Source organism: Trinickia acidisoli (assembly GCF_017315725.1).
Taxonomy (GTDB): Bacteria; Pseudomonadota; Gammaproteobacteria; order Burkholderiales; family Burkholderiaceae; genus Trinickia; species Trinickia acidisoli.
The window spans coordinates 87,649-111,159 of sequence record NZ_JAFLRG010000001.1; the positions used below are offsets into that span (position 1 = coordinate 87,649).

17 protein-coding genes are annotated in these 23,511 nt (G+C 66.1%); 14 read left to right on the plus strand and 3 right to left on the minus strand.

The window, feature by feature from the left end; all coding sequences use genetic code 11:
* Positions 1–26 precede the first annotated feature (26 nt).
* The 10 genes from J3485_RS00430 to J3485_RS00475 all read left to right on the plus strand — a co-directional run bounded on the left by J3485_RS00430 (position 27) and on the right by J3485_RS00475 (position 14,462).
* Positions 27–2,258: a cellulose biosynthesis cyclic di-GMP-binding regulatory protein BcsB gene (locus tag J3485_RS00430; protein WP_206950666.1), complete on the plus strand. Its 2,232-nt coding sequence runs from the start codon at positions 27–29 to the stop codon at positions 2,256–2,258.
* On the plus strand, positions 2,255–4,429 hold the full coding sequence (locus J3485_RS00435; RefSeq protein WP_206950667.1) for a glycosyl transferase family protein: 2,175 nt from the start codon (positions 2,255–2,257) through the stop codon (positions 4,427–4,429). Before J3485_RS00430 ends, J3485_RS00435 begins: the two co-directional genes overlap by 4 nt.
* On the plus strand, positions 4,426–6,987 hold the full coding sequence (locus tag J3485_RS00440; RefSeq protein WP_206950668.1) for an NfrA family protein: 2,562 nt from the start codon (positions 4,426–4,428) through the stop codon (positions 6,985–6,987). Before J3485_RS00435 ends, J3485_RS00440 begins: the two co-directional genes overlap by 4 nt.
* 47 nt (positions 6,988–7,034) lie before the next feature.
* Positions 7,035–7,790 (plus strand): alginate O-acetyltransferase AlgF, encoded by a 756-nt coding sequence (locus J3485_RS00445; protein WP_206950669.1) that lies wholly within the window; start codon positions 7,035–7,037, stop codon positions 7,788–7,790.
* Between the two features lie 98 nt (positions 7,791–7,888).
* Positions 7,889–8,908 (plus strand): alginate O-acetyltransferase AlgX-related protein, encoded by a 1,020-nt coding sequence (locus J3485_RS00450; protein WP_206950670.1) that lies wholly within the window; start codon positions 7,889–7,891, stop codon positions 8,906–8,908.
* Positions 8,905–10,110: an alginate O-acetyltransferase AlgX-related protein gene (locus J3485_RS00455; protein ID WP_206950671.1), complete on the plus strand. Its 1,206-nt coding sequence runs from the start codon at positions 8,905–8,907 to the stop codon at positions 10,108–10,110. Before J3485_RS00450 ends, J3485_RS00455 begins: the two co-directional genes overlap by 4 nt.
* 11 nt (positions 10,111–10,121) lie before the next feature.
* Complete coding sequence (locus tag J3485_RS00460) at positions 10,122–11,729, plus strand: MBOAT family O-acyltransferase (RefSeq protein ID WP_206950672.1); 1,608 nt, start codon at positions 10,122–10,124, stop codon at positions 11,727–11,729.
* A gap of 23 nt (positions 11,730–11,752) precedes the next feature.
* Positions 11,753–12,025 carry an acyl carrier protein gene (locus J3485_RS00465; protein ID WP_206950673.1) on the plus strand — a complete coding sequence of 91 codons (273 nt, stop codon included), beginning with the start codon at positions 11,753–11,755 and terminating at the stop codon, positions 12,023–12,025.
* A 9-nt stretch (positions 12,026–12,034) separates the two neighbouring features.
* Positions 12,035–13,546 (plus strand): AMP-binding protein, encoded by a 1,512-nt coding sequence (locus J3485_RS00470; RefSeq protein ID WP_206950674.1) that lies wholly within the window; start codon positions 12,035–12,037, stop codon positions 13,544–13,546.
* Positions 13,536–14,462, plus strand: a complete 927-nt coding sequence (locus J3485_RS00475) for an alpha-amylase family protein (RefSeq protein ID WP_206950675.1) — start codon at positions 13,536–13,538, stop codon at positions 14,460–14,462. Before J3485_RS00470 ends, J3485_RS00475 begins: the two co-directional genes overlap by 11 nt.
* Positions 14,463–14,526: 64 nt before the next feature.
* On the opposite strand, the gene J3485_RS00480 is transcribed toward J3485_RS00475, so the two are convergent.
* A complete protein-coding gene (locus J3485_RS00480) occupies positions 14,527–14,949 on the minus strand; it encodes a type II toxin-antitoxin system HicB family antitoxin (RefSeq protein WP_206950676.1) in 423 nt (140 codons plus the stop codon).
* Between the two features lie 571 nt (positions 14,950–15,520).
* Positions 15,521–16,198, minus strand: a complete 678-nt coding sequence (locus tag J3485_RS00485) for a TetR/AcrR family transcriptional regulator (protein WP_206950677.1) — start codon at positions 16,196–16,198, stop codon at positions 15,521–15,523.
* Between the two features lie 188 nt (positions 16,199–16,386).
* Here J3485_RS00485 and J3485_RS00490 point away from each other — a divergent pair, with 188 nt between their 5' ends.
* From J3485_RS00490 to motB, 3 genes are all read left to right on the plus strand, one after another.
* Positions 16,387–16,965: a hydrolase gene (locus tag J3485_RS00490; protein ID WP_206950678.1), complete on the plus strand. Its 579-nt coding sequence runs from the start codon at positions 16,387–16,389 to the stop codon at positions 16,963–16,965.
* A 432-nt stretch (positions 16,966–17,397) separates the two neighbouring features.
* Positions 17,398–18,273, plus strand: a complete 876-nt coding sequence (gene motA, locus J3485_RS00495) for a flagellar motor stator protein MotA (RefSeq protein WP_206950679.1) — start codon at positions 17,398–17,400, stop codon at positions 18,271–18,273.
* A gap of 14 nt (positions 18,274–18,287) precedes the next feature.
* Positions 18,288–19,283, plus strand: coding sequence for a flagellar motor protein MotB (gene motB / locus J3485_RS00500; protein ID WP_206950680.1), 996 nt, complete (start codon positions 18,288–18,290; stop codon positions 19,281–19,283).
* On the opposite strand, the gene J3485_RS00505 is transcribed toward motB, so the two are convergent.
* Positions 19,261–21,402 carry a tetratricopeptide repeat protein gene (locus tag J3485_RS00505; protein ID WP_206950681.1) on the minus strand — a complete coding sequence of 714 codons (2,142 nt, stop codon included), beginning with the start codon at positions 21,400–21,402 and terminating at the stop codon, positions 19,261–19,263. The genes motB and J3485_RS00505 overlap by 23 nt on opposite strands.
* A 372-nt stretch (positions 21,403–21,774) precedes the next feature.
* Between J3485_RS00505 and J3485_RS00510 the strand changes: the two genes are divergently transcribed.
* A complete protein-coding gene (locus tag J3485_RS00510; RefSeq protein WP_206950682.1) occupies positions 21,775–23,481 on the plus strand; it encodes a glycosyltransferase in 1,707 nt (568 codons plus the stop codon).
* The last annotated feature ends 30 nt before the right edge of the window (positions 23,482–23,511 follow it).

Below are 23,511 nucleotides of genomic sequence, written 5' to 3' on the forward strand. Positions count from 1 at the left end.
TCGCGTATTCAACTTGGTAGACCGTGATGCTCGTTCCCTCCACGCGCGCTGTCGCGCGCCTTCGATTCGCTCTGTGCGCCGCGCCCGTCTTGCTGCTCGCCCATCATGTGCACGCCGTCGCGGCCGACACTGCCGCGGGCGGTATGGCTGATGTCTTCGCGCACCTGGGCGAGCACCGGATGATTACGCGCAGCGTATCGCTCGCCGATCTCGGCATCCGCGACCCGCTCGTGCTGTCCGCGCCCGACGCGCGCCAGGAACTGTATGTGCCGGTGCCCGCGAGCCTGCCGATCGCCGGCGCGACGCTGCAAATCGACGGCGCCTATCTGCATGCCGACGGCGGTCGCGAGACGATGCTCGTGTCGCTCGACGGCGCACCCGTGCTCGCGCGCGGCTTCGGGGAGCCGCAGGGCGACGCCCAAGCGAGCGTCGGCGTGGACGGATCGCCGCGCGCAAGCGGCTTCGTGCGGGTAGGGCTGCAATGGTCGTCGGTCATCGACGATCGGCGTTGCACCGATCAGACGGCCATCGGCAACGTGCTGCGCGTCGCACCGAGTTCGCGGCTGACATATCGCTTCGATTCGGGCGCCGTCACCGACGTGCCCACCGCATGGAGCGCGTTGCCGGCCGCGCCCGTGATTGCGATCTCGGGGACGCGCATCGGCGAGCCGGCCTTCGACACGGCTTGGCGCCTTCACACGCTGATGGAGCGCGAGGGGCGGCGGCCGATCGTGCGCACCTGGCCGAAGGTCGGCGATACGATCGCAGTCGATGCAGCCGACGTGCCCGCCGCGCTGCGCAACGTGCCCGCATTCGCGGCGCTCGCCGGCAGCGGCAGCGTCACGCTTGCCGACGAGGCACAGGTGGGGGCGTCGTTGGTCCTCGCATCGACGGCGCCGTCGAGCGCTTTCGCGCCGGACGTCGTCGTCGCCGACGATGCGTTGCGCCAGCAAGCGAACACCGCGCTCGATGCGCTGCGCCTGCAGATCGACGCAGTCTCGCCCGCTGGCGCGGCGGCCTTCGACGCGTGGCGCGCACGCACTTACGCACCGATCACGAGCCCGCTGGCAGCGGGCGAGGTGCGCATCGCGCATTTGCCGGGGGAAACGGCGATCGTCGTCGGCGACCGCGTGGCCGCGCAAGCGCTCGCGCGCGACTGGCGGCCGATCGGGGTCGCCGAGCGTTACGTCGTGCACCGATTCGACGATGCCTCGGGCGCCGATGTCGACAAGATCGCGTTGTCGGCGCTGGGCGGCGAGCCGCGTACGCTCGACGTGGTGGGCCGCGCGGTATGGGACGCGGGCTTCGATCTCGCGGCCGTCGCGGCAAACGGCAAGCTACCCGACGAGGTCGTGCTCGATGTCGCGGCCGCCCCCACGCCGCGGGGCGACGGCAACATCGCATCGATCTATTTCAACGGCGTGCTGATCGGCTCGAAGATGCTCGACGACGGCGGCAAGCCGCAGCGTATCGCCGCGCACGTGCCGCGTTACGCGCTCGCGCCGACCAACACTTTGCGCGTCGTCTTCCAGCGTCGTCCGGACGGCGACTGCGAGGCGCGCTCGCAGGGTTACCCAGTCGCGATCCTTCCCACGAGCCATCTGACGCTCGTCCGCACTTCGACCGATGACGACTTCATCGGATTGCTCGCGCGCTTCGCGACGACGGCGGACGTGGTTGTGCCCGCCGCCTATCTCGACGATGCGACGCACGCGCTGCCTCGCGTGGCTCGCTTGGCCGCGGTGGCCGGCGTCGCACCGGCGCGGGCGACGCTCTCGGTCGTGCCGAGCGGCGCGGTGGCGGCGCCGAGCGGGTCGTTTCTGGCGATGGACGTCGCGCTGCAAGAGGAGCAGACGGCGCGCGCGAAGCTGTCCAACGACCGCCTGATGCTCGTCGATGGGGCGGGGCGCGTCTATGCCGATGTATCGGGCCTCTCGAATCTGGCCGTCATCGACGTGACGCATGCGAACGGGGCTGCGGGAATTGCCTATCGCACGCTCGGGCCGGTGGCGCCGCGCCTGCCCTCCACGCTGCGCCTTGCGCGCGGCGACGTTGCGCTCGTCGCATCGGACGGCATTGCGCGGTTGTTCGATTCGCGTCATCCGGGCGAGGTCGTGACCGACCACGCGCCTGTCGATCCGTTCGCGCGCCGCCTGCCGTGGCTGATCGCAACGGGCATCGTCCTCTTGCTGATCGCACTCGTCGCGATCGCCGGTATCCAGCGCCGCCGTCACCGGGCGAAGGGCGACCTGCAATGAACCTCGCGGCGTGGACTTGGTACGGCGGCTATGCAATGGGCCGCTATTTCACGGTGCTGGAGTTGCTGGCCGCCGTGGTCGCCGTCGCCATCTTCGTCTCGAGCCTCGACGATTTGTTCGTCGATCTCTGGTATTGGTCGCGCGAGCTCTATCGGCATTTCACGGTGAAACGACGCCACCGCGCGCTCACGGCGGCGCAATTGCAGGAGCGCGAGGAACAGCCGCTCGCGATCATGGTGCCAGCTTGGCTCGAGTACGACGTGATCGCTGCGATGCTCGAGGATATGGTGCGCGTGCTCGACTACCGGCGCTACATCGTTTTCGTCGGCACCTATCGCAACGATGCGCGCACGATCGAGGAGGTCGAACGCATGCGCCGCCGCTATCGGCAACTGCGTCGCGTCGAGGTGCCGCACGACGGCCCGACCTGCAAGGCCGATTGTCTGAACTGGGTCATTCAAGCGATTTTCAAGCACGAGAGCGAGGCGGGTATCGAGTTCGCCGGCGTCGTGCTGCACGACAGCGAAGACGTGCTTCATCCGCTCGAACTCAAGTTCTTCAACTACCTATTGCCGCGCAAGGACATGATCCAGCTTCCCGTCGCCTCGCTCGAGCGGCATTGGTTCGAGCTCGTGGCGGGCACCTACATGGACGAATTCGCCGAGTGGCATGCGAAAGACCTCGTCGTACGCGAAAGCTTGGCCGGCGCCGTGCCGTCGGCCGGCGTCGGCACGTGCTTCTCCCGGCGCGCGCTGCTCGCGCTGATCGCACAGACGAACAATCAGCCGTTCAATACCGAGAGCCTGACCGAGGACTACGACGTCGGCGCGCGGCTGGCCAAGCTCGGCATGCAGTCGATCTTCGCGCGCTTTCCCGTCACGTTCGCGGCGCGCCGCAAGACGTGGTTCGGCTTCGGTCCCGTGCGCGAATTCACGCTGACGATGCCGCTTTGCGTACGCGAATTCTTTCCCGACACGCTGCGCACGTCCTACCGGCAGCGCGCGCGCTGGACGCTCGGCATCGGGCTGCAAGGGTGGCGGCAGACGGGCTTTTCCGGCTCGCTCGCCAATCGCTACCTGCTGCTGCGCGATCGCAAGGGAACGGTCACGGCCATCGTCGGCATGGTGGCGTATGGGCTCGTCGTCCAGTTTCTATTGTTCGCGTTGGCCGAAGGGCTCGGCATTGCGCCGCCTTTCGCCGCGTCGCCGCTCGCCGATGCGACTTGGTTTCGCACGCTGCTTTGGATCAATGCCGTTGCGCTGATGCTGCGCACGTTGCAACGGATGTACTTCGTCACACGTCTGTACGGGTGGGAGCACGGCGTGTTGTCGGCGCCGCGCATGATCGTCGGGAACTTCATCAACTTTCTGGCCGTGATGCGCGCGTGGCGGCTCTTTCTCGTGCACGCCGTCACGGGCAAGCGGCTCGCCTGGGACAAGACGATGCACGATTTTCCATCGGCCGATGGGCTGCAGGAGCGACGGCAGCGGCTTGGCGAACTGTTGATCTCGTGGCAGGCGATCGACGCCGGCCAGCTTCAAAGCGCGCTCGACGAAGCGCATGCGCGTGAGGCGCCGCTTGGGCGCGTGCTGATGGCCAAGGGCTGGCTCGACGACGAGACGCTCGCGGAAGCGATCGCTTTCCAGAGCGATCTCGGGCGCGGCGTGCTCGATGGCGTGGCGCTCGAACGGCATCGTGCGCAGTTGCCGCTCGATACGATCGTCCGTTATCGCATCTTGCCGCAAGGCATCGATGCGCAAGGCCATGCCGTCGTGCTGACGGCGAGTCCGCTCGGCGATGCGTTGATGGCTCAGATCGAGGCCCAGCTTGGCCGAGCCGTCGAGCAGAGAATCGTGCGCGAAGGGGAGATTGCATTCGGGCTGCGGTATTTGCGCGGCGTGACGAATGCCGGAGTGGAGGAGCGCGCACGCGACGATCGCCAGGCCGGACCGAGACGTGCGACGAGCGTGCCGCTTATCGGCGACTTGCTCATCGAGCGCGGCTACGTGCGCCGGCAAGCGTTCGAAGCCGCGCTGACCGATTACCTGCCCGATCGGCACGGCCGCATCGGCGATTTCATGGTCGCGCGCGGTGTCGTTTCGCGTGAGGCGATCGAGCGCGTCATCGAAGAACAGCGTCGTGCGAGCGGACCCGCGGGAGTGATGGTATGAGCGGCCCGATGCGTTTTCGTGCAGAGCGTTCGGCGCACAGGGTACCGGCGTGCGTGATGCCGCTGATGCCGCCGGTCCGCCTCATGGTTCGGGCTTGCGTGGCGTGCATCGCATTCGCGCAGGGTACCGCGCACGCGAGCGAGAGCATCGTTGCGCCGCCGCTGGGCGGCGCGGCTTACCGCGTGGCCGAGCAGGCCTACGCCGACTACGGGCGCCATGACTACGCGCAGGCCGTCGCGCTCGCGCGCGAGGCGATTCGGCAGCGGCCCGACGTGCTCGAGTTGCGCCTCTTGCTGGCCAATGCGCTCGCGGCGCAGCATCGTTATGAGGCGGCGAGCCGAGCGCTCGGCGACGCGATCGGCACGTTCGGGCCACTGCGCCCGCTCGTGAAGCGCCGCGCTAAGATCGACGCGGTAGCTGCGGCGAGCGCGAAGCTGGCGCGCGCGGCCGTCGCTCCGCCTGCGCCGAGCGATGCGTTGACGGGCGAGGCGTTCGAGACGGCGCAACGCGCCTATCGTGCCTATGCCGATAAGCACTACGCGGACGCGGCGCAAGACGTCCAGCGCGCGATCGCGCTCAGGCCCGACGTGCTGCGCTTGCGTCTGCTGCTGATCGACGCGGCGAATGCAGCCGGCAACGACCTGCTTGCCTGGCAGGCCGACGTCGAGGCCGTTAGCCGATTCGGCGATAGCGACGATCTCAGGCTGCGGCGCACGTTCATCGGCAACGGCCTCGCGCCGACAGCGTCGAAGCAGGCGTTTGCCGCACGCCAGGCCGGCGACTTGAACGCTGCGATCGCGGCTGGGCGAGACGCTGTCGCCTACGCGCCCGACAACGCCGACTACCGCGTCGCGCTGTTCGATGCGTTGATCGCCGCCGGCGATTGGCCCGGGCTCGAGGCCGCGGCGAGCGATGCGATCGCCTACGACGACACGGAGGTCATGCCGTTCGTGTTTCGTGCTTATGCACGCGCGGCGCAGCAGCGCGTCGCGCAGGCCGATGCCGATCTCGACGTCGTATTCCGCGATCACGACGAGACCCGGGCCACGCTGAACAGTGCCCGTTCGATCGCAGCCGACATTTGGATGGCGCAGGGTCGTGCCCAGCATGCCGAGGAACGGCTCGCCGCGCTGCGGCCGACGGGGGACGATAGCGACGCGCTCATCCTCGAGCGGTTGAGCCGTGCGCGCCGGCTACTCGCAGCGGTGCCGCATGAGGCCGCGCAACATGCGACGCCTGCGCCCACGCCCACGCCCACGTTGGCGTCAAAGCGGCCGATCGTCGATTGCAAGGACGATCCCGACTTCGGCGAAAGTTGCGATGTCTGGCCGGCCGATCCGGGCTATGCGGCGGCGAGCGCGCTCGAACTCGCGAGCGAGCGCGGCGACAAGCAGGCCGCCGTGCGCTATGCGCGCGAAGCGGTCGCGGCGACGCCCGATAGCGCACGGCATCGGGTCGAGTTGATCGATGCGCTCGACGATGCGGGGCAGACACGCGAGGCGGCCGCCGCGGCACGCGCGCTGATCGCCGACGGCTTGCTCGATTCGCTGTCGCCGCTCGACGCGGGCTACGTGGCGCTGCGAGCCGGCGACAACGCGCGCGCGCTCGCGGCGTTTAGGCGCGCCGATGCACAAGGCAAGCTGCCGGCGTCGACGTTGGCCGACGTGGGCTACGCGGCGGCGTCCGACGATCGCGATGCCGATTCGGCGCGCTACTTCGAACGCGCGATCGACAAGCTCGCGGCCGATGATCAACGCACCCTGCACGGCCCGGCGAAAGGGGCGGCCGCTCAGGAACTCGAGGATTTGCGTGCCGCGCATTCGGAGGCCACGCGCCGATGGGGCTTCGACGTATCGCTCGACTATCGCGGCGCCGGCCTGCAATCGGGTTTCGCGACGGCGCCGCAGGCGACGATGAGCAATGGCTGGGAAGCGGGGGCCGAGGTTTATTGGCGTCCGTTCGGCAGTCTTGGCGATCGGATGCTCGAACTCTATATGCGCGGCTACGAGAGCTTCGGGGTGGCCGGCGGCGAACCGACGGGGGCAAGTTCGCTCGAAACCGCGTTCGGCGTGCGCGCCAAGCCGTTGGCGGACATCGACGCGATCGTCGCTTTCGAGCGCCTCGTCCCGATCGGCTCGCAGGCGCAAGGCGATTGGCTCGCACGGCTGGCCTACTCGGGCGGCATCGGCACTGAGCGGCGCGTCGACGTGCCGTCCTGGTGGACGTTGTCGACTTACGCCGAGGGCGGTCATTACATCGTCCATCCATCCAATTACGCAACCGCCGTCGTCGAAGCCGGGCGCACGTATCGGCTCGATCGCATCAGTCCGCGCGTCACGCTGTTTCCGTATGCCGTCTTCGGCGCCGATTACGACACGACCGTCGATCGCAGCGTGCCGATCGGCGCCGGCGTGGGCGCGACCGCCAGCTACGCGTTTCGCGACGGCCGCTACGACACGCTGCGCTCGTCCGTCGAACTCTCGCTTCAGTACCGGTGGAAGATTGCGGGCGACGACCGTGCGCGCGGCGTGTTCTTCGGTGCGTTGTTTTCTTACTGACGGCCGCCGCATTCGACTCTAGTCCAGCACTCGAACCGATCCGAACGATGATGAAACGAACCCTACGCTCAGAACCGACCACACGCGCCACGTGCGCCTCGCTTCGCCGCGCGCTGGCGCTCGTGCTCGCTCTGGCGGCCGTGCCCGCCGTAGCGGATACCGCCGCCGGCGACGTCGCGCGCTTGTATGGTCCCCAGCCGCCGGCCGACGCCACGTACTTGCGCGTCGTCAATCTTTCGACGCGCACGGCGAAGGTCTCGCTGCCAAGCGGTACGCCTTTGCTCGAACTGCCTTCAGGCGCGGCGACGCGCCTGGATGTCGTGCGGCCCGGCACGCCGTTGCGTGTGACGGTGGATGCGTCCGTTCCGAGGGGGCCAGCGGGCGGGGCGAAGGTGGCGAGCACCGCGACGGCGGGCCAGACGATCACGGTGGCGATCGCGCACGACGACGCGAGCGGCTGGCATGCGACTTCGATCGCCGCGCCGGCTGCGGGAGCGGACGCGCTGCGGGCGCAACTGCGGCTGTTCAATTTCGCGGACGGATGCGACGGTAAGGTCGTCCTCTCGGGCAGCCCCGCATCGGCAGTCTTCGCGCACGTCGCGCCCGGCGATGCGGCATCGCGCTCGGTCAATCCCGTCACCGCGACGCTCGTGGCTGTGTGCGGCAAGGCCGTATCGCCGCCGTTCGCGTTGCCCAGGCTCGCGGCGGGCCAGAGCTACAGCTTGTTTCTGTCGGGCTCCGCCGCGCAACCGCTGCTGAGCGGCGCGCCCGACGCGCTCGCATGGCCTGGGCGCGAGCCTTGAGCAGACTTTCGGCGGCGCCCACGCGTTGTCGAATTGCTCCGCGACGCTCGAGTGCAACCGCAACCGCACCGTAACGCTTTCTACCGACTACATTAGCGATGCAACCGATTCTTTCTTCTCCCGATGCAGGCACCGTCGCCGCTCCGCGCCGCCGCCGCTTGCTGCTCGCGTTGGCGGCCGCACCCTTCGCAGGCGCCTTGTCCTTCTTGCCTTGCGCGGCCCGAGCGGCGCAGCAAGCCGTGATCGAGGGCCGCGACCGGTGGCTGTTTCCGGCCTGGGAAAGCTACGTCGACGACGATACGTCCGCGTGCTTGAAGGTAGTGGATCTGATCGGCGTCGCGGCCGGCAAGCTGGCGGCGCACGGCATTCGCTGCACGATCGTCGTCGCGCCGTTGAAGGCGCGTGCCGCCGCCGGCGAGCTACCCGACGGCGCCTCGCTTTCGCCGGCGGTCGCGCAGCGCTACGCGGCGATGCTCGCGCACGGCAAGCAAGCCGGGCTCGATTTCGTCGATGCCGCCGCGGCGCTCGCGAACGTCGACACGAGCCAAGACAGCACCTACATTCGCGCCGACTACCACTGGTCGGCCCATACGGCCGAGGCGGTCGCCGACGCGACGGCCGAGCATCTTTCGGCCACCGGCGCGTTGCGCGGCGAAACGACCGAGCCGCCGGCGCTCGGCGATTGGACCGAGTCGATGGACTACGGCGATCTGGCCACCTTGCTGCCGCCCGCGCGCAAGCGCGAGATCGGCAAGGACCGTTTCATCGTGCGCGAAGCGCCGGGCGACGGCGGTTTGCTGGCCGATGCGGCGCCTGTCGTGCAGGTGGTCGGCAACAGCATGGTCCAGCCTTACCTCGGCTTCCCGCAGCGGCTCGCGCATACGCTCGCGCGTCCGGTCGGATTGAAGTGGACGTTCGGCGATACGGGACCGTGGAAGACGTTGCTCGATTACCTCGAGTCGCCGGCATTCGCCAAGCAAAAGCCGCAGGCCCTCGTGTGGCAGTTCAACGAAGGGCAAATGGCGTATGGCCCCGATGCATCGGGGCAGTGGGACGCCGCGTCGATCATCGCCGAGGCCCCGTGGCTCGATCGGCTCGAGAAGGCGCTCGCGCAATGACGGAAACGGCCGTTCGACAAGAGAGAGGCACCGAGGGCCGCCGTGCGGCACGCTCGCCGCGGGCGTCCGGATCGGCCGAACGCGGGCACGGTCCGATGGCGGCGTGTCTGCTCGTGCTGCTGGCCGTCGCGTTCGCGCTCGGCGTGACCTCGATCGTCGTGCGTGCGACGACCGATGCGACGTTTCCGCTCGAGGACATCGACGCATGGCGCGGCGGCGCGGCGATGCATGCGATCGATCGCGCGATCGACGTGCCGTATGCCGACGCGGTTCACCGCGCGAGCGCGGCCGTCCGCTACCGCTTGCTGGGCGATTTGGGTTCGCAGGTTCGCGAAGGCTGCCCGGGTTGGCTGTTCTACGCGGACGGCTTGCGAGCGCCACCGTCGCAGGCGGCGCTCGCACCGGCCCAGGCGATGGATGAGCGGATCGCCACGATGCGGCGCTATGCCGATGCATTGCGGCGCGAGGGCATTGCGCTAGTCGTCGTGACCGTGCCCGACAAGGCGCGCGTCGAAACCGAAGCGCTGTGCGGTCTGCGTCAAGACCCGCGGATGACGGCGGCCTGGGACACGTGGCGGGGTGCGCTGGCGAACGATCGCGTTGCGCAGGTCGATTTGCTGAGAGCGTTGACCGCCGCGCGCCCGTCTTTCTATCGCACCGACGTGCATTGGAATGCGCGAGGCGCGCAAGCCGCGGCCGATGCGGTTGCCGCCGCCGTGCTGCCGCTCGTCGGCGGGCGCGGCGACGTGCGTTTCACGGTGGAGCACGACGCCGGCGTGCATCCGCGCGTGGGCGACCTGGTGCGGCTTGCCGGGCTCGCGAACGTGCCCGATGGCTGGCGCCCGCCCGTTGACGTCGAGATGCCCGAGACGATTCGCGCCGAGCCGTCCGGGGGCCTGCTCGACGCCGCGCCGCCTGCACAGGTGCTGCTCGCGGGCAGCTCGTTCTCCCGGCGCAGCGGCTTCGCCGATCGCTTGGGCCGCGCATTGGGCCGCGAGGTGTGGAACGTGAGCGTCGACGACGGCCGCTTCGATCGAGCGCTCGCCGCGATCTGGGCCAAGCGCGCGACGTGGCCGAGCACGCTGCGCGTCGTGATCTGGGAGATGTCGGAGGACGCGTTGTCGGAGGATGCGTCATCGGAGCCGCCGGCGAGCGCATCGCCGCTGACCGTCGTCGGCACGGACGCAAGCCGGCGACACTGAAAGGGATTCCGATGCTGTTCAACTCGTTCGTCTTTTTGACGCTGTTTCTGCCGATCGCGCTGGCTGTCTACTACGTGGCCGGTGCACGCTCGCCGCGCTTCGCCGCGTTATGGCTTTGCATCGCCTCGCTCGTGTTCTACGGTGCGTGGGCGCCCGCGTTCGTCGCTCTGCTCGTCGCCTCGATCGGCTTCAACTACGGCATGAGCCGCGCGATCCTCGCCGGCGCGCCCGGCTCGCGTGGCCGGCGCGTTTGGCTGGCGGCCGCGATCTGCGTCGATGTCGGCGTGCTCGTGCGCTACAAGTATTGGTCGACGATGGCTTGCGCACTCGTGGCCTGGCTCGGCTTGCCCTTGCACGGCTGGCTCGCGCAAACATCGTCGAGTGTCGTATTGCCGCTCGGCGTGTCTTTTTTCACGTTCACGCAGATCGGCTACTTGCTCGATTGCCATGCGAGGATCGTCAAACGTTCGGACGCGCTCGGCTTCGTGCAATTCGTGACCTTCTTTCCGCACCTGATTGCGGGACCGATCCTTCATCACAAGGAGATGATGACGCAGTTCGCGCAGCCCGAGACCTACCGGCTGCGCGCGCAGAACATCTCGATCGGGGCCAGCGTTTTTGCGATCGGCCTGGCCAAGAAGCTGCTGCTGGCCGATCCGATCGCCCGCTTTGCCGACGCCGGCTTCGCCGCGCCTGCCGCCTTGGGTGCGTGGGCGTCTTGGGCCGCGGCGCTCGCGTACGCGCTGCAGCTCTACTTCGATTTTTCCGGGTATTCAGACATGGCCGTCGGCCTAGCCAAAATGTTCGGCGTGCGTTTCCCGTTGAACTTCGACTCGCCGTTCAAGGCCACGAGCATCATCGACTTCTGGCAGCGCTGGCACATCACGCTCACGCGCTACCTGACCGCCTATCTCTACTACCCGCTGTCGATGCGGATCAACCGACGGCGTGCCACACGCGGCTTGCCGATCGGGCGCGCCGCGCAACGCTCGGCGTCGGGTTTCGCCGCGACCGTCGCCGTGCCGACGTTCTACACGATGGGATTGGCCGGAATCTGGCATGGCGCGGGCTTGCAGTACCTGATCTACGGCCTGCTGCACGCAGCCTATCTGACCGTCAATCACGCTTGGCGCAATTGGCGCGCATCCGCGCGAGGGGCCGTCGCGCACCCGGGCGCTTTGTCGACGAAGCTGTGGCACGTCGCGAGCGTGCTGATGACGTTCGCCGCGGCGCTCGTGGCCTTCGTGTTCTTCCGCGCGCACGGCATCGGCGACGCTCTCGCCATGCTCGAAGGGATGGCCGGCGCGCGCGGCTTCGGCGCGAGCGCCTGGCCGCCGCTCGACGCGGGCACGGACGCGCTCGCTTGGTTGCGGCTCGCGTTGGGCCGCTCCATGCCGGCGCCGCAATTGGCGCTGCTGCTCGCGATTGCATGGTTCACACCGAATTCGCACGAATGGATGGGCCGGTTTTCGCCCGCGCTCGAGCGTGCATCGAGCGTCGTGCCGGCACGGCTCGCCTGGTCGCCGTCTTGGCGTTGGACTGTCGCGGTGGTGCTCGTGCTGCTCGTCTGCGCCGCGCAGTTGCACGGCGAAGTGCGCTTCCTCTATTTCCAGTTTTGATCGTTCTGTCCAAGGAGATCTCGATGACGTCAGCCCAAGACAAGTCAACCCAAGCCGAGCTGCTCGAACAAACCCGGGTGCTCGTGGAATCGGTCGTGATGCGGCGCATCGACGCCGATACCGCGCTGATCGAGTCGGGCCTCGTCGATTCAGTCCTCGCCGTGGAGATCGCGTTGCGCGTCGAGGTGGTGTTCGGCGCGCGGCTTCCGCCCACGGAGATCGCCGAGCATCTGGCCAGCGTGGCGACGCTGGCCGGCTTCATCGCCGACAACGCGCCGAATCCCTCAAGTCGATAGGTGGCCGCGATGCGCTTCGATCTAGCCGAAAGCCGTTTTGTCGAAACCGATTTGCGCGCCGATGCGCCGGCCGTCATCGCGGCCGACGCCACGCTGAGTTGGCGTGAACTGGCCGCCGCCGCAACCGTCTGGCGTGACGCGGCGCTGGCCGAGGGCTTCGGGCGCGATGTGCCCGTGATCGTGCGCGGACACAAGGAAGCCGCCTTCTTCGTGGCGATGGCCGGTGCGCTGTTGCTGGGCGCGCCGTTCGTGCCCGTCGATTCCGTCTATCCCGACGAACGCATGCGCCGCATTGCGCGCACGCTGGATGCATCGGTCTACTTCGATGCGCGCCGAGGGCGCTTCGAGCGATTGAACGGTGTCGCACACGCGGTGCGGATTCAAGGGCGAGTCGAGACGCGTGCGCCTGCGTTGCGCGAAACGAACGTGGCGTACGTGCAGTTCACGTCTGGGACGACCGGCGATCCGAAGGGCGTGCAGATCGGGCGCGAGAGCGTCGCGTCGTTGGCGCAATGGATGGAAGAGGACTTCGCGCTGGGCCCGGCGCCCGTGTTTCTCAATCAAGCCCCGTTCAGCTTCGACCTGTCGATGTACGAAGTATTCGGTACGTTGGCGCTCGGCGGCACGATCGTGATGATGTCGCGCGCGGCGTGTCTGCCGGGCGCGGCCTTCGTCGAGGCGCTGGCGCGCGCACGGGTGAGCACGTGGGTGTCGACGCCTTCGTTCGCGCAACAGCAGTTGCTCGATCCGCGCTTCGCGCAGGCAGCGCTGCCCTCGCTGGACACATTTTTGTTTTGCGGCGAGACGCTGCCGGTTTCGCTCGCGCGACGCTTGCGCGAACGCTTCCCCAAGGCGCGAATCATCAACACGTACGGCCCCACCGAGGCGACGGTCGCGGCGACCTGGATCGTTGTCGACGATGCCGTGCTCGACGCGCATCCGGAGCGCTTGCCGATCGGATTTGCCCGGCGCGGCGGAAGCGTGTTCGTCGAGCAGGGCGAGCTTTGCATCGCCGGGCCCTACGTGATGCGCGGCTATCTGAACCGAGCCGACCTCAATGTGACGCGGATGTTTTCGCGCGATGGCGCGCGCGCCTTCCGCACGGGCGATCTTGGCCACGTCGCCGCCGGCGGCCTGCTGTTTTGCCACGGCCGCATGGACGACCAAGTGAAGCTGAACGGTTACCGCATCGAACTCGCGGAAATCGACGCCGCGCTCGCCGCGATGCCGGGCGGGGCCCACGCGGCCGCCGTGCCGCTGCGGCGACCGGACGGGTCCGTGGCGCGTATCGTTGCATTCGTCGAAACGGGCGCCAACGACGCGCAGGGGGCGCGGCTCGCGTTGCCCACGGATTGGCGGGCCCGGCTCGGCGAGCGCTTGCCGCCGTACATGATTCCCTCGGAGCTGATCGCGTGCCGCATGCTGCCGCTGACGATCAACGCGAAAATCGACCGAGCGCGTCTCGCCGACGACTATCGTCACGCGATGTTCGAATCGGTGACGGATGGCCATGGGCGCTAGCGATCGTAGTGGTAGGGCGGCCCCATGCAACGGCCGATTCGCGAATGCTTGCCGGCGCGGCGCTGCCGTTGCGCTGTGCGCGATCGTCGCACTCGGCGCGGAAGCGGTCGACGCCGCGTCGCCTGCGCTCACGCAGCCGGTAGCTGCGCAGCCGATGCTTGCGCAAGGCATCGTCTGGCAGCCTGATGCGGGGCATGCGAACCCACGCGGCGATTGGGATGCGCTCGGTGTCAGCGATTTGCTCGTGCAATGGACGGCCGTGGACGACGAAGCGCTCGTGCCCGTCGCGGGGTTGCAGATCGCGTCTCGCTTGCCCGATTGGAAGCGTATCGGCAGGGAGCCGTGGGCGCGTGAAGTGATCGTCGGCTTGGCGGGACGCTTTAACGAATCGCAGGCGCGCGCGCATACGTCACGTCTCGCGGCGCAGTCGCTCGCGCTGGCTTCGGCGCGCTGGCCATTGCACGTGGCCGGCTGGTATTTTCCGGTCGAGGTCGATCCGACTTGGAAGAACGCGCGCGCGCTCGCGCCGTTGCTCGAGCAGTTGCCGAAGCCGCTTTGGATCAGCGTCTACGACAATTCGAACATCGGCGGGGCCGCGCTTGCGGCGTGGCTGGACGGCTGGCTGCCGCGCGACGTCGGCGTGTTCTTCCAAGACGGCTGCGGCGGCTACGTGCGCGATCCGGCCGTGGCGCGCGCGTATGCCGACGCGCTAGCCGAGCGCTTGGGCCGTGCGCGCGTGCGAATCATCGCCGAAGCGTTTCGGGCGTTGCCGAATGGGGGCTTTCGCGCGGCCGACGCGGCGGAGCTGACGCCGCAACTCGAAGCCTATCGCGGGTATCGCGTGTATCTCTTCGACGGGCCGCATTACGTGTCGCCCGCGCTCGTGCGTCAGGTGGTGGAGCGAGCGGGCGGGTAGAGCTGACGGGGGTGCCGCGTTGGTGAGGAGGCTAGGGGGTACACGCGGAACGCTCGACGAGGTATTACGCGGGTGTTATCGAGAGTTCCAAGTGCATCCCTAGTGCTGAGAGTGCCGTTGCGATTGTGTCGATCTTGGTGGTATGACGCAGGTCGATGACGCGATTGATTTCTTGGCGGCGCGTATGCAGTCGCCTTGCGAGTTCCGCGGCACTGACCTTCTGCGCCAGCATCGCATTGAGTAGCAGCACCTTCGCGGCCACGCTGGCGGGCAAGTCGATCACCACGTCGCCGCGCTTGGGGGGCGATGGCATAGGCACGACACGCTTGTCCTCAAAATAGAAATCCATCGCAGTGGCGAGTGCATCGCGCGCCATATCGATGGCTTCTTCGCGCGTCGCACCGCAGGTCAGCGCTTCCGGAATATCGCGGAACTTGACGGCGAAGCCGGTTCCGTCGGGTATTAGGCGGGCAGGGTATCTAAACATCGTCGTTTCCTTTCGTTTCTATGCAGTCAAGGCATCGGCTCATGCAGCTTACGATGTTCGTTCAATTGCAAGTTGTTTGATGATCAGGCGCCGAAGGTTTTCGCCAAGCTCGGCGCCTGCGTGCCTGGGCATGACCGACTGGCGCCCGTTTAGATAGATCTTCGTATGCCTCGAGCCTTCGATAAACGTCGCTCCTTGTCTAACGAGCCATCTCTTGAATTCGCTTTGCTTCACTGGTCGTCCGTATTGTAAACAAAAATGATTGCAGTGCAAAAGGACCGTGAACAGACCTGTGGGCAGGCCGCCGTGTCTTCTTGTTGTTGCGGCATGAAATTCGATCGGACGCAACGGCAGGAGGGTTTGTCCTGCTTGCCCATTTGCAGGCGGATCACGGAGAAATCGGCGGTAGTGCTGCCGACGGCGGACGCACTATGTATGAAAGGCGCTCGCTCGTATCGGATAGCGCACGAAATCGGACGGAAAATCGACAGGAAGAACGCGATCGCCCACGCAAGTCGTCAAGAGAGAAGATCGCATCGGCGCTTGGTATCGCCGAGGCCCAACTCGGGTTCTAGCGCTTGAATCGCGCGGCCGGTCCGGCCGGGGCCTCAAACGCCTCGTCCAAATACATCTTCACGATGCGCTCCAACTCATCGATCGCTGCCGCGCGATGCGTCAACGATGCTTCGCCGTGGATCGCCACGGCCGCTTTCATGAGTTGTTGGATGACGGCCGCGCGCACCTGTGCTTCGGCCGCTTTCATGCTCGGTACCTTCGCGCGCAGCACGGCCGCGATCTCGCGACGAAGACGCTCCCGCACGCCTGCCGAGCTCGGCACGGAACGTCCATGCGCTTCGATGAGTTGGGCGAACGCCGGATGCGCCGCGCGAAACGCGATCAACGCATGCGCAAGACGGTGCGCAAGCGCGGCGGCGTCGAGCGTAGAGGCAGCTTCGCGCAAGCGCTCGAAGTCACCGATCAGCGCCGTCAAATGCGCCTCGAGTACCGCGTGGGCAAGCACGTCCTTCGTCGGAAAGAATTGATAGAGCGAGCCGATCGATGCACCCGCACGCGCTGCGATCGCCGTCATAGTCGCCGCATCGAAACCCTTCTCGGCAAATTCCACGCCGGCCGCGTCCAACAGCGCGGCCACGCGCGCGCGCCCGCGCTCGCGCTGCGGGCGCTTCGCGTCGACTCGCGCGTCGGGTTGCGTGTCCTCGCTCGCGCGGCTTGCATTTTGTGAGGCCATCCTCATATACTCCGTTTTGTGAGGGTATCCTCGTTATTAGATTCGCTCATTAGAACCGTTTTGCAGGCCGTGCTCAACCGCCGGTCCACTATGGGCACCTTCAAGTCGACGCGACTTGAATCAATACTTCAATCAACCCGACTCGACTTGATCACAAAGTCGCCTCGACTGGACACAAGGCATCCATCATGGACTCTATCGATCCACATACCACCGCACTCGTCCTCATTGATTTGCAGGAAGGTATCTTGCCGTATGCCAAGGGGCCGCGCACGAGCGCAGCGGTGCTCGAAGCGAGCGTGCGGCTCGCCAAGCGCTTTCGCGAAACGGGAGCGCCGGTCGTGCTGGTGCGCGTTGGCCCAAGTCCCGATTTCGGCGATGCACTGCGGCAAAGCGTCGACCAGCCGTCGCCCGTACCGGCGGGCGGCTTGCCCGCGAACTGGTGGACGTTCCCGGCCGAACTCGAAGCGAGCGAACGCGACATTCTGATCACGAAGCGGCAATGGAACGCGTTCTATGGCACCGAGCTCGATCTGCAATTGCGCCGCCGCGGCATTCGGACGATCGTGCTCGCCGGCATCTCGACGAACATCGGCGTGGAGTCGACGGCGCGTGCCGCGTTCGAGCGCAACTACTCGCTCGTGCTCGTCGAAGACGCCATGAGCTGCGCCGCCACCGAGCAACACGAAGCGTCGGTGCGCTACATCTTCCCGCGGCTCGGCCATGTGCGAAAGACCGACGACGTGCTGGCGGCCATGACCGTTTGAGACGCGTTTCGCTCACAACATATCGCGCGCAACGGCGGACGCGGAACAACGCGTCGGGCCGTGGCGGATTGAGTCGAGGAAAGCGAACTAACTAGCTCGTTAGCTAGCGTGAATACCGACGCGCGCATTTGATTCAAATCAAAGAATGCGCGTGCTCCGTCATTAATACTGACCGCGCGCAACGGTTCGACATGACCCCGTTTTTAAATCATCAGCGCGCCCTTTAGCTATCGTATCTTCCGGCCGTTAGCCAGGCATGAACGAATACGAGGCTGCATCGTGCCCCTCGTCGCGATCGGTCGCACAGCATAGGCTCTACCCGAGCCGTTCCTCCGCTTGAAAAACCGATAGGACTCCGAACGATCCGTTCGTCGCGACGTCGTGCGCGCAGCATGTCCGCACATGCGCGGCCCTTAGCTTGTGGAGAAATTTATGTTTGTCGCAATCGGCTGGCTCGTGGTGCTCGGTGCCGTGGTCGGAAGTTTCGTCGGCGAGGGCGGGCATCTATACGCGTTGCTTCAGCCATTCGAATTGGTGTGCATTTTCGGCGCGGCGTTCGGCGCGTTCGTCGTGGCCAATCCCATTTCCACGCTCAAGAAAACCATCAAGAGCTTGCCCGCGTGTTTCAAAGGGCCGCACTACGACAAGGCGAAATACCTGCAGTTGATCGCGTTGCTCTACGAGCTCATGCAGAAGGCCCGCAAGGAAGGGATGATGGCGCTCGAAGCCGACGTCGATGCGCCGGAGCAAAGCCCGTTGTTCCAGAAGTATCCGGCGATCTCGAGCGATCATCATCTGCTCGACTTCATCATCGACTATCTGCGCATGATGTCGACGGGCAACATCAACGTACTGGAAATGCAGGACTTGATGGACGAAGAGCTCACCACGCATCACGCGGAAGAATCGGTCGTTGCCAACGCGCTGCAGAAGATGGCCGACGGTTTGCCCGCATTCGGCATCGTTGCGGCCGTCATGGGCGTCGTGCACACGATGGCTTCCGTCGGCGAGCCGCCCGCGATCCTCGGCAAGATGATTGCCGCCGCGCTTGTCGGCACGTTTCTCGGCATCTTGCTGTCGTACGGCTTCGTCGGGCCCATGGCCGAGCTGCTGCATGCGAAGGGCCGTGCAGCCGCGAAGCCGTTTCAGTGCGTGAAGGCCGTGCTGCTTGCTTCGTTGAGCGGATATGCGCCGTCCGTGGCCGTCGAATTCGGCCGCAAGGTGTTGTTCACGACCGATCGCCCGACCTTCAAAGAACTCGACGACACCGTGCGTGCGACGAAGGTCTCGAAGGCGGCCGTATCCTGATGGGCGATTGAGCAATGGGTGACAGACTTTCCCGCGATGCCGCCGACAAGCGGCCGATGAGCATCGTCGTTCGGCGCAACAAGCGCGGCGGCGATCACGATGGCCATCACGGCGGCGCATGGAAGATCGCTTACGCCGACTTCGTCACGGCGATGATGGCGTTCTTCCTGCTCATGTGGCTGCTCGGATCGACCTCGAAGTACGACAAGGCAGGGATCGAGAAGTACTTCGATACGCCGCTCTCCGCGCTGTTCTCGGGCAAGGAGCAGAGCGATGCGACGCCCTCGAACGTCGTGCAAGGCGGCGGACACGACATCTCCGATACACGCCCCGGCGTGGGTTCGATGACGCAGCCCGATCCGCCGGTATCGCAGAGCGTTACGCCGAAGCTCGCCGCCGATGAGCTGCAGCGGCTGCAGCAGTTGAAGGCCAAGCTCACCGCATTGATCGCGCACACGCCTGCGCTCAACGCCTACAAGGACCAGATCCGAATCTCGATCACGAGCGAGGGGCTGCGCATCGAGATCGTCGATACGCAGAAGCGGCCGATGTTCGCTTCCGGTAGCGCGCAGATGCAGCCTTACGCCGTGACGATCCTCACGCAGATCGGCTCCGCGCTCAACGGCGTCGAGAATCACATGTCGATCGCGGGGCATACCGACGACGTGCCGTATCAAGGCAGCGAAGACGGCTATACGAACTGGGAGCTGTCGTCGGATCGGGCCAATGCCGCGCGCCGCGCGCTCGTGGCCGGCGGCATGCAACTCGACAAGCTGTTGCAAGTGCGCGGCCTTGCGGACGTGCTGCCGCTGCAAGGCAACGATCCGAATGCGCCGACCAATCGCCGCATCAGCATTTTGATCATGAACCACGCGGCCGAAATGGCATTCTTCCGCGACGGTGGACGCACGACGACGATCAACGACGCGCAGCCTGCCGTGCCGGCGCTGCAAGCCGCGGTGAAACCGGTGGCGATGAGCCGGCCGGCTACGACGGGGAGCGCGTCTTGAAGTGCTCGCGGCACGCTTGCAATACGGCCTCCACGGGCGCGGCCCAGTTGCCTGCCCACGGTTGACGGAATACGCGCATCGTGTCCGGGTACCACGGCGAATCGCTGCGCCCAACGAGCCAGCGCCAGTCGGGGTCGTGGTGCGGCACGAGGACCCAGCACGGTTTGCCGAGCGTGGCGGCGAGGTGCGCTGTCGACGTGTCGACCGACACCACGAGATCGAGTTGCTCGATCAGCGCGGCCGTATCGGCGAAATCGGTCAGCTCGTGCCCCAGGGCAAGCAGGGGCTGATACGAGCGCGGCTGCGAGGCCTCGTCTTCGCCTCGCCCTTTCTGCAGGCTCACGAACGAGACGCCCGGCAAGCTCCATAGCGGCAGCAGCAACGCGAGCGACGGCAGCGAACGGTGCATGTCGTTGTGATGGCGCGGATTGCCCTTCCAGACGACACCGATGCGCGGCCCCGGCGGCAACGAGGCCGCGAGCCGCTCACGCCAGTACGCCGCGCGCGCTGCGTCGACCTGCAGATACTTCGCGGTGGGGATCGTGTCGACCGTCGTGCGCAGGTGCAACGGTGCGCTCAACAGGCTCGTCCAACAGTCGTAATTACTCGCTTGTGCGACACAGGCTTTGTGCGTCAGCACCGCGTCGATGCCCTCGACGTTCGAGAACAGACGGCGTAGCGGCGCTTCGCACACCACGTCGACGCGCTTGGCGCCCTCGGCTTTGAGGCGCGGCAGATAGCGGCCGAACTGAATCATGTCGCCTAGGCCGTCCTCCTGCCATACGAGCAGCGAGCGGCCGCGCAGCGGTTCGCCTTGCCATTGCGGCAGCGGCAGCGATTCCTTCGTCTTGCCGTGAACGAATTGCGGCAAGGCATAGCGCGATTCGTACAGCCGCCACCCTTCGTCGAAAGCCCCGGTGCTCAACAGGAGCATCGCGAGACCGAATTGCGTGTCGACACAATCGGGCTTGAGCTCGAGCGCGCGGCGGTAGTGCGATTCGGCTTCTTGCGTGCGGCCGAGCGCGCGCAGCGCGACCGCCAAGTTGTAATGCGCCGGCGAAGCGGTGGGATCGAGCGCAAGCGCTTGCCGATAGACGTCGGCGGCTTCCTGAAAGCGGCTCCCTTGCTGTAGCAAGTTGCCGAGATTGTTGTAGGCCGCGTCCCTGTCCGGGCGCATTTTTATTGCTTCCCGATAGGCCGCTTCGGCTTCGGCGCGGCGCCCCATGCGTTGCAGCGCGACGCCCAAGTTGAAGTGTGCGTCGGCGTGTGCCGGCTGCACTGCCAACGCCGCGCGTAGCGCCGCCTCGGCCTCGGGTACGCGGTTGAGGTCGAGCAGCGCGCACGCGAGGTTATTGCGCGCGTCGGCATGGTCGGGCCGAAGCGTGACGGCCAGATGCGATGCGAGCGCGGCTTCAGCTAGACGCTGCTGCCCGTAGAGCGCCCGGCCGAGGTTGCCGAGCGCGTCGGCGTCCTGCGGGTTCCGTGTCAGCGCTTGCTTGTATGCGTGCTCGGCGTCGGCGAAACGTTCCTGCTGCAGCAGCGTGCCGCCGAGCAGTTTGTGGGTTTCAGGGTGATCGGGGCGCAGCGTGAGCGAGGCACGATAGGCCGCCTCCGCTTCGGGCAGACGCCCTTGATCATGCAGCAGCAGGCCTAGCGCGTTGTGCGCATCGGCATGGTTCGGCCGCAGCTCGAGCGTGCGCCGCGCCGCGCGTTCGGCTTCGCTCTGCCGGCCTAGGCGGTGGAGCGCGACGGCGAGGCTCAGATGCGCCTCGGCATCGGTGTCGTGAACCACGACCATCGCGAGCAACGTCGCGGCGGCGTCTTGCAGTCTGCCCGCGTCGTATTGCAACCTAGAGAGATGTCGATATGGATCGGCAAACGCCGGGCATGCCTCGATCGCGCGGCGCCATGAGGCTTCGGCGGTGTGTGTGTCGCCGAGGCCGAGTGAGGCTAGGGCGGATGCGTTTAGGGCCTGGGCGAGTGCGGGCGCCTCGCCGCTGGTGCAAGCAGCTTCAACGAGCTGTTCGGCGAGTGGCAGCGCATCGGCGAACCGGCTGTCGCTGCATAGCGCGAGCACGGTTTGCGGCGTGACGGAAAGGCTCGGCGGGTTGTCGGGCATCGGTGGTCGCGGCGGGCGGTGGCCGGCGCTGTAAAGCGGGTTGGTCAGTGGCGGCTTGCCGTCGCGCTAGGCGCGAGTCGGGTAGGCTAAGTCGCAAGCTTACGTTGGGCTCGCGGCGTTCGAAGGCGAGAACAACGCGAATTGCCCCTCCCTATTCCGCGGTTTGATCGGCTCGCAGCGCTGCTTGACGGCGGGCCCCGGCCCGCAATTGCGCAATTGAGGCCCAATTCCCGGTCTGTTCGTGCGATTGAGTTGATCCCTTTCTCGCTAATCTTCCAGCATCGCAAAGACCGCGCAGGCCGCGGCGGCCGCCCGGGCTTATCTGGGCTCAGCAGGCCGCGCGGCGCCGCCCCATCCGGAAGGACAGCCTCAATGCCCACTGTCAGCATTCTCATTCCCGCCTATAAAGCTCAATACCTCGGCCGCGCCATCCTCAGCGCGCAGCGTCAGACGTTCGAGGACGTCGAAATCCTCGTGGGGGACGATACCCCCGACGGCGCACTACGAGAAATCGTCCAACAATTCGACGATCCGCGCGTTCGGTATTTCCATCATGGTTTTCAGAAGGGCACGCGCAACTCGCGGGCGCTATGGGAAAAGTCGAGCGGTCAGTACGTCAAATGGCTATTCGATGACGATCTTTTGATGCCGACCTCGGTCGAGGCGCTCGTCAGCGCGTTACGTGCGAACCCTGGCGTCGTACTTGCCTTCCACGAGCGCGTCTTCATCGATGAATCGGATGCGGTCGTCGCCACGCCCCCAATGCTGCTGCCGCCCGGGCAGGCAGCGTTAATTTCGCGTCAGTCGGTCGTTGAGAATCTGCTCGGCCGTATCAACAACTTCGTCGGTGAGCCGAGCAACGTCATGCTGGTACGCGATCGCGTCGATATCGCGCGCGCGTTCGACTATCGCACATGGGTGCTCGATTTCCTCGGCGACGTTGCACTTTATTTGAACTGCGCCGAGCAGGCGCCATTGCTCGCCGTCGGCGGATATTTAAGCGCGTTCCGGAAGCACTCGGGGCAAGCGTCCGTTCCGCGCGGCTCGAACTTTGCAGCCGGTCTGTACGAATGGGAGCTGATGGTGCGCGGCGAGGCAGCCGCAGGGTATCTCTCGGGGGCGGCACTGCAAAGCGCGGAGCGCGCATTGCGCCAACTCTATTCGCATTGGGCCCCATCGATGCCCGAGATCGCGCGCCTACTCGCTAATCTCGATGAATTGACGCTTGCACCCTCCCATCACCTTTATGCGTCGGAACGATTCGCCGCCGACCTCGCACACGCGCGTTCGGTCGTTGCGGAGCGTATCGAGCAGCGCAAGCGTGCCGCGCCTCCCCCAGTCCAAAAATTTTGCGTCGTCTGCGAACAACCGGTACCCCGATGGCTGCCGCATCCAGAGGCGAAAAGCGCCAACCGAGCTTTCATGAAGCAGGTCGAATCGATCGGCTCGACGCTCGAACTCCATCAATGCCCGAACTGCGGCTGCAACGACCGCGAACGGCACCTTTGGCTCTACCTCGCGTTCTCGCGCATTCTCGAAGACGCGGCCCAAAAGCGCATCCTGCATATCGCGCCCGAGGCCGGTATCGAGCAGCGCATTCGTAGGCTCTCGCCGGCAACGTATGTCACAGGCGACCTGTCGCCCCGGCTGCCGCACCATCGCCGGCTAGATGTCGAGCAACTGGATTTTCCCGACGGCTCCTTCGACATCATCCTTTGCAACCATGTGCTCGAACACGTTGGCAATCCCGATGCGGCGCTGGCCGAGTTCAACCGATGCCTTGCGCCTGGCGGGTATCTGGTTGCACAAACGCCGTATTCGCCGTTGCTTCGAAACACGTTCGAATTGAATAAGACCGTGACGCCAGCCTTCGCTACGCAATACTTCGGTCAGAGCGACCACGTTCGGCTCTTCGGCGCTGACATCGTTGATCGATTCCGATCGGTTGGTCTTAGCGGCGACCTTTACGGTCATGAGAAGGTGCTCGGTGAAATCGATCCCGACACGTACGGCTGCAATGGCCGCGAGCCATTCTTCTTTTTTACGAAGGGCGCGCAGGCGCCGCAGTTCGGCGCTTGAAGTGAAATAGTGGGGCGCCCCGAGTCAGGC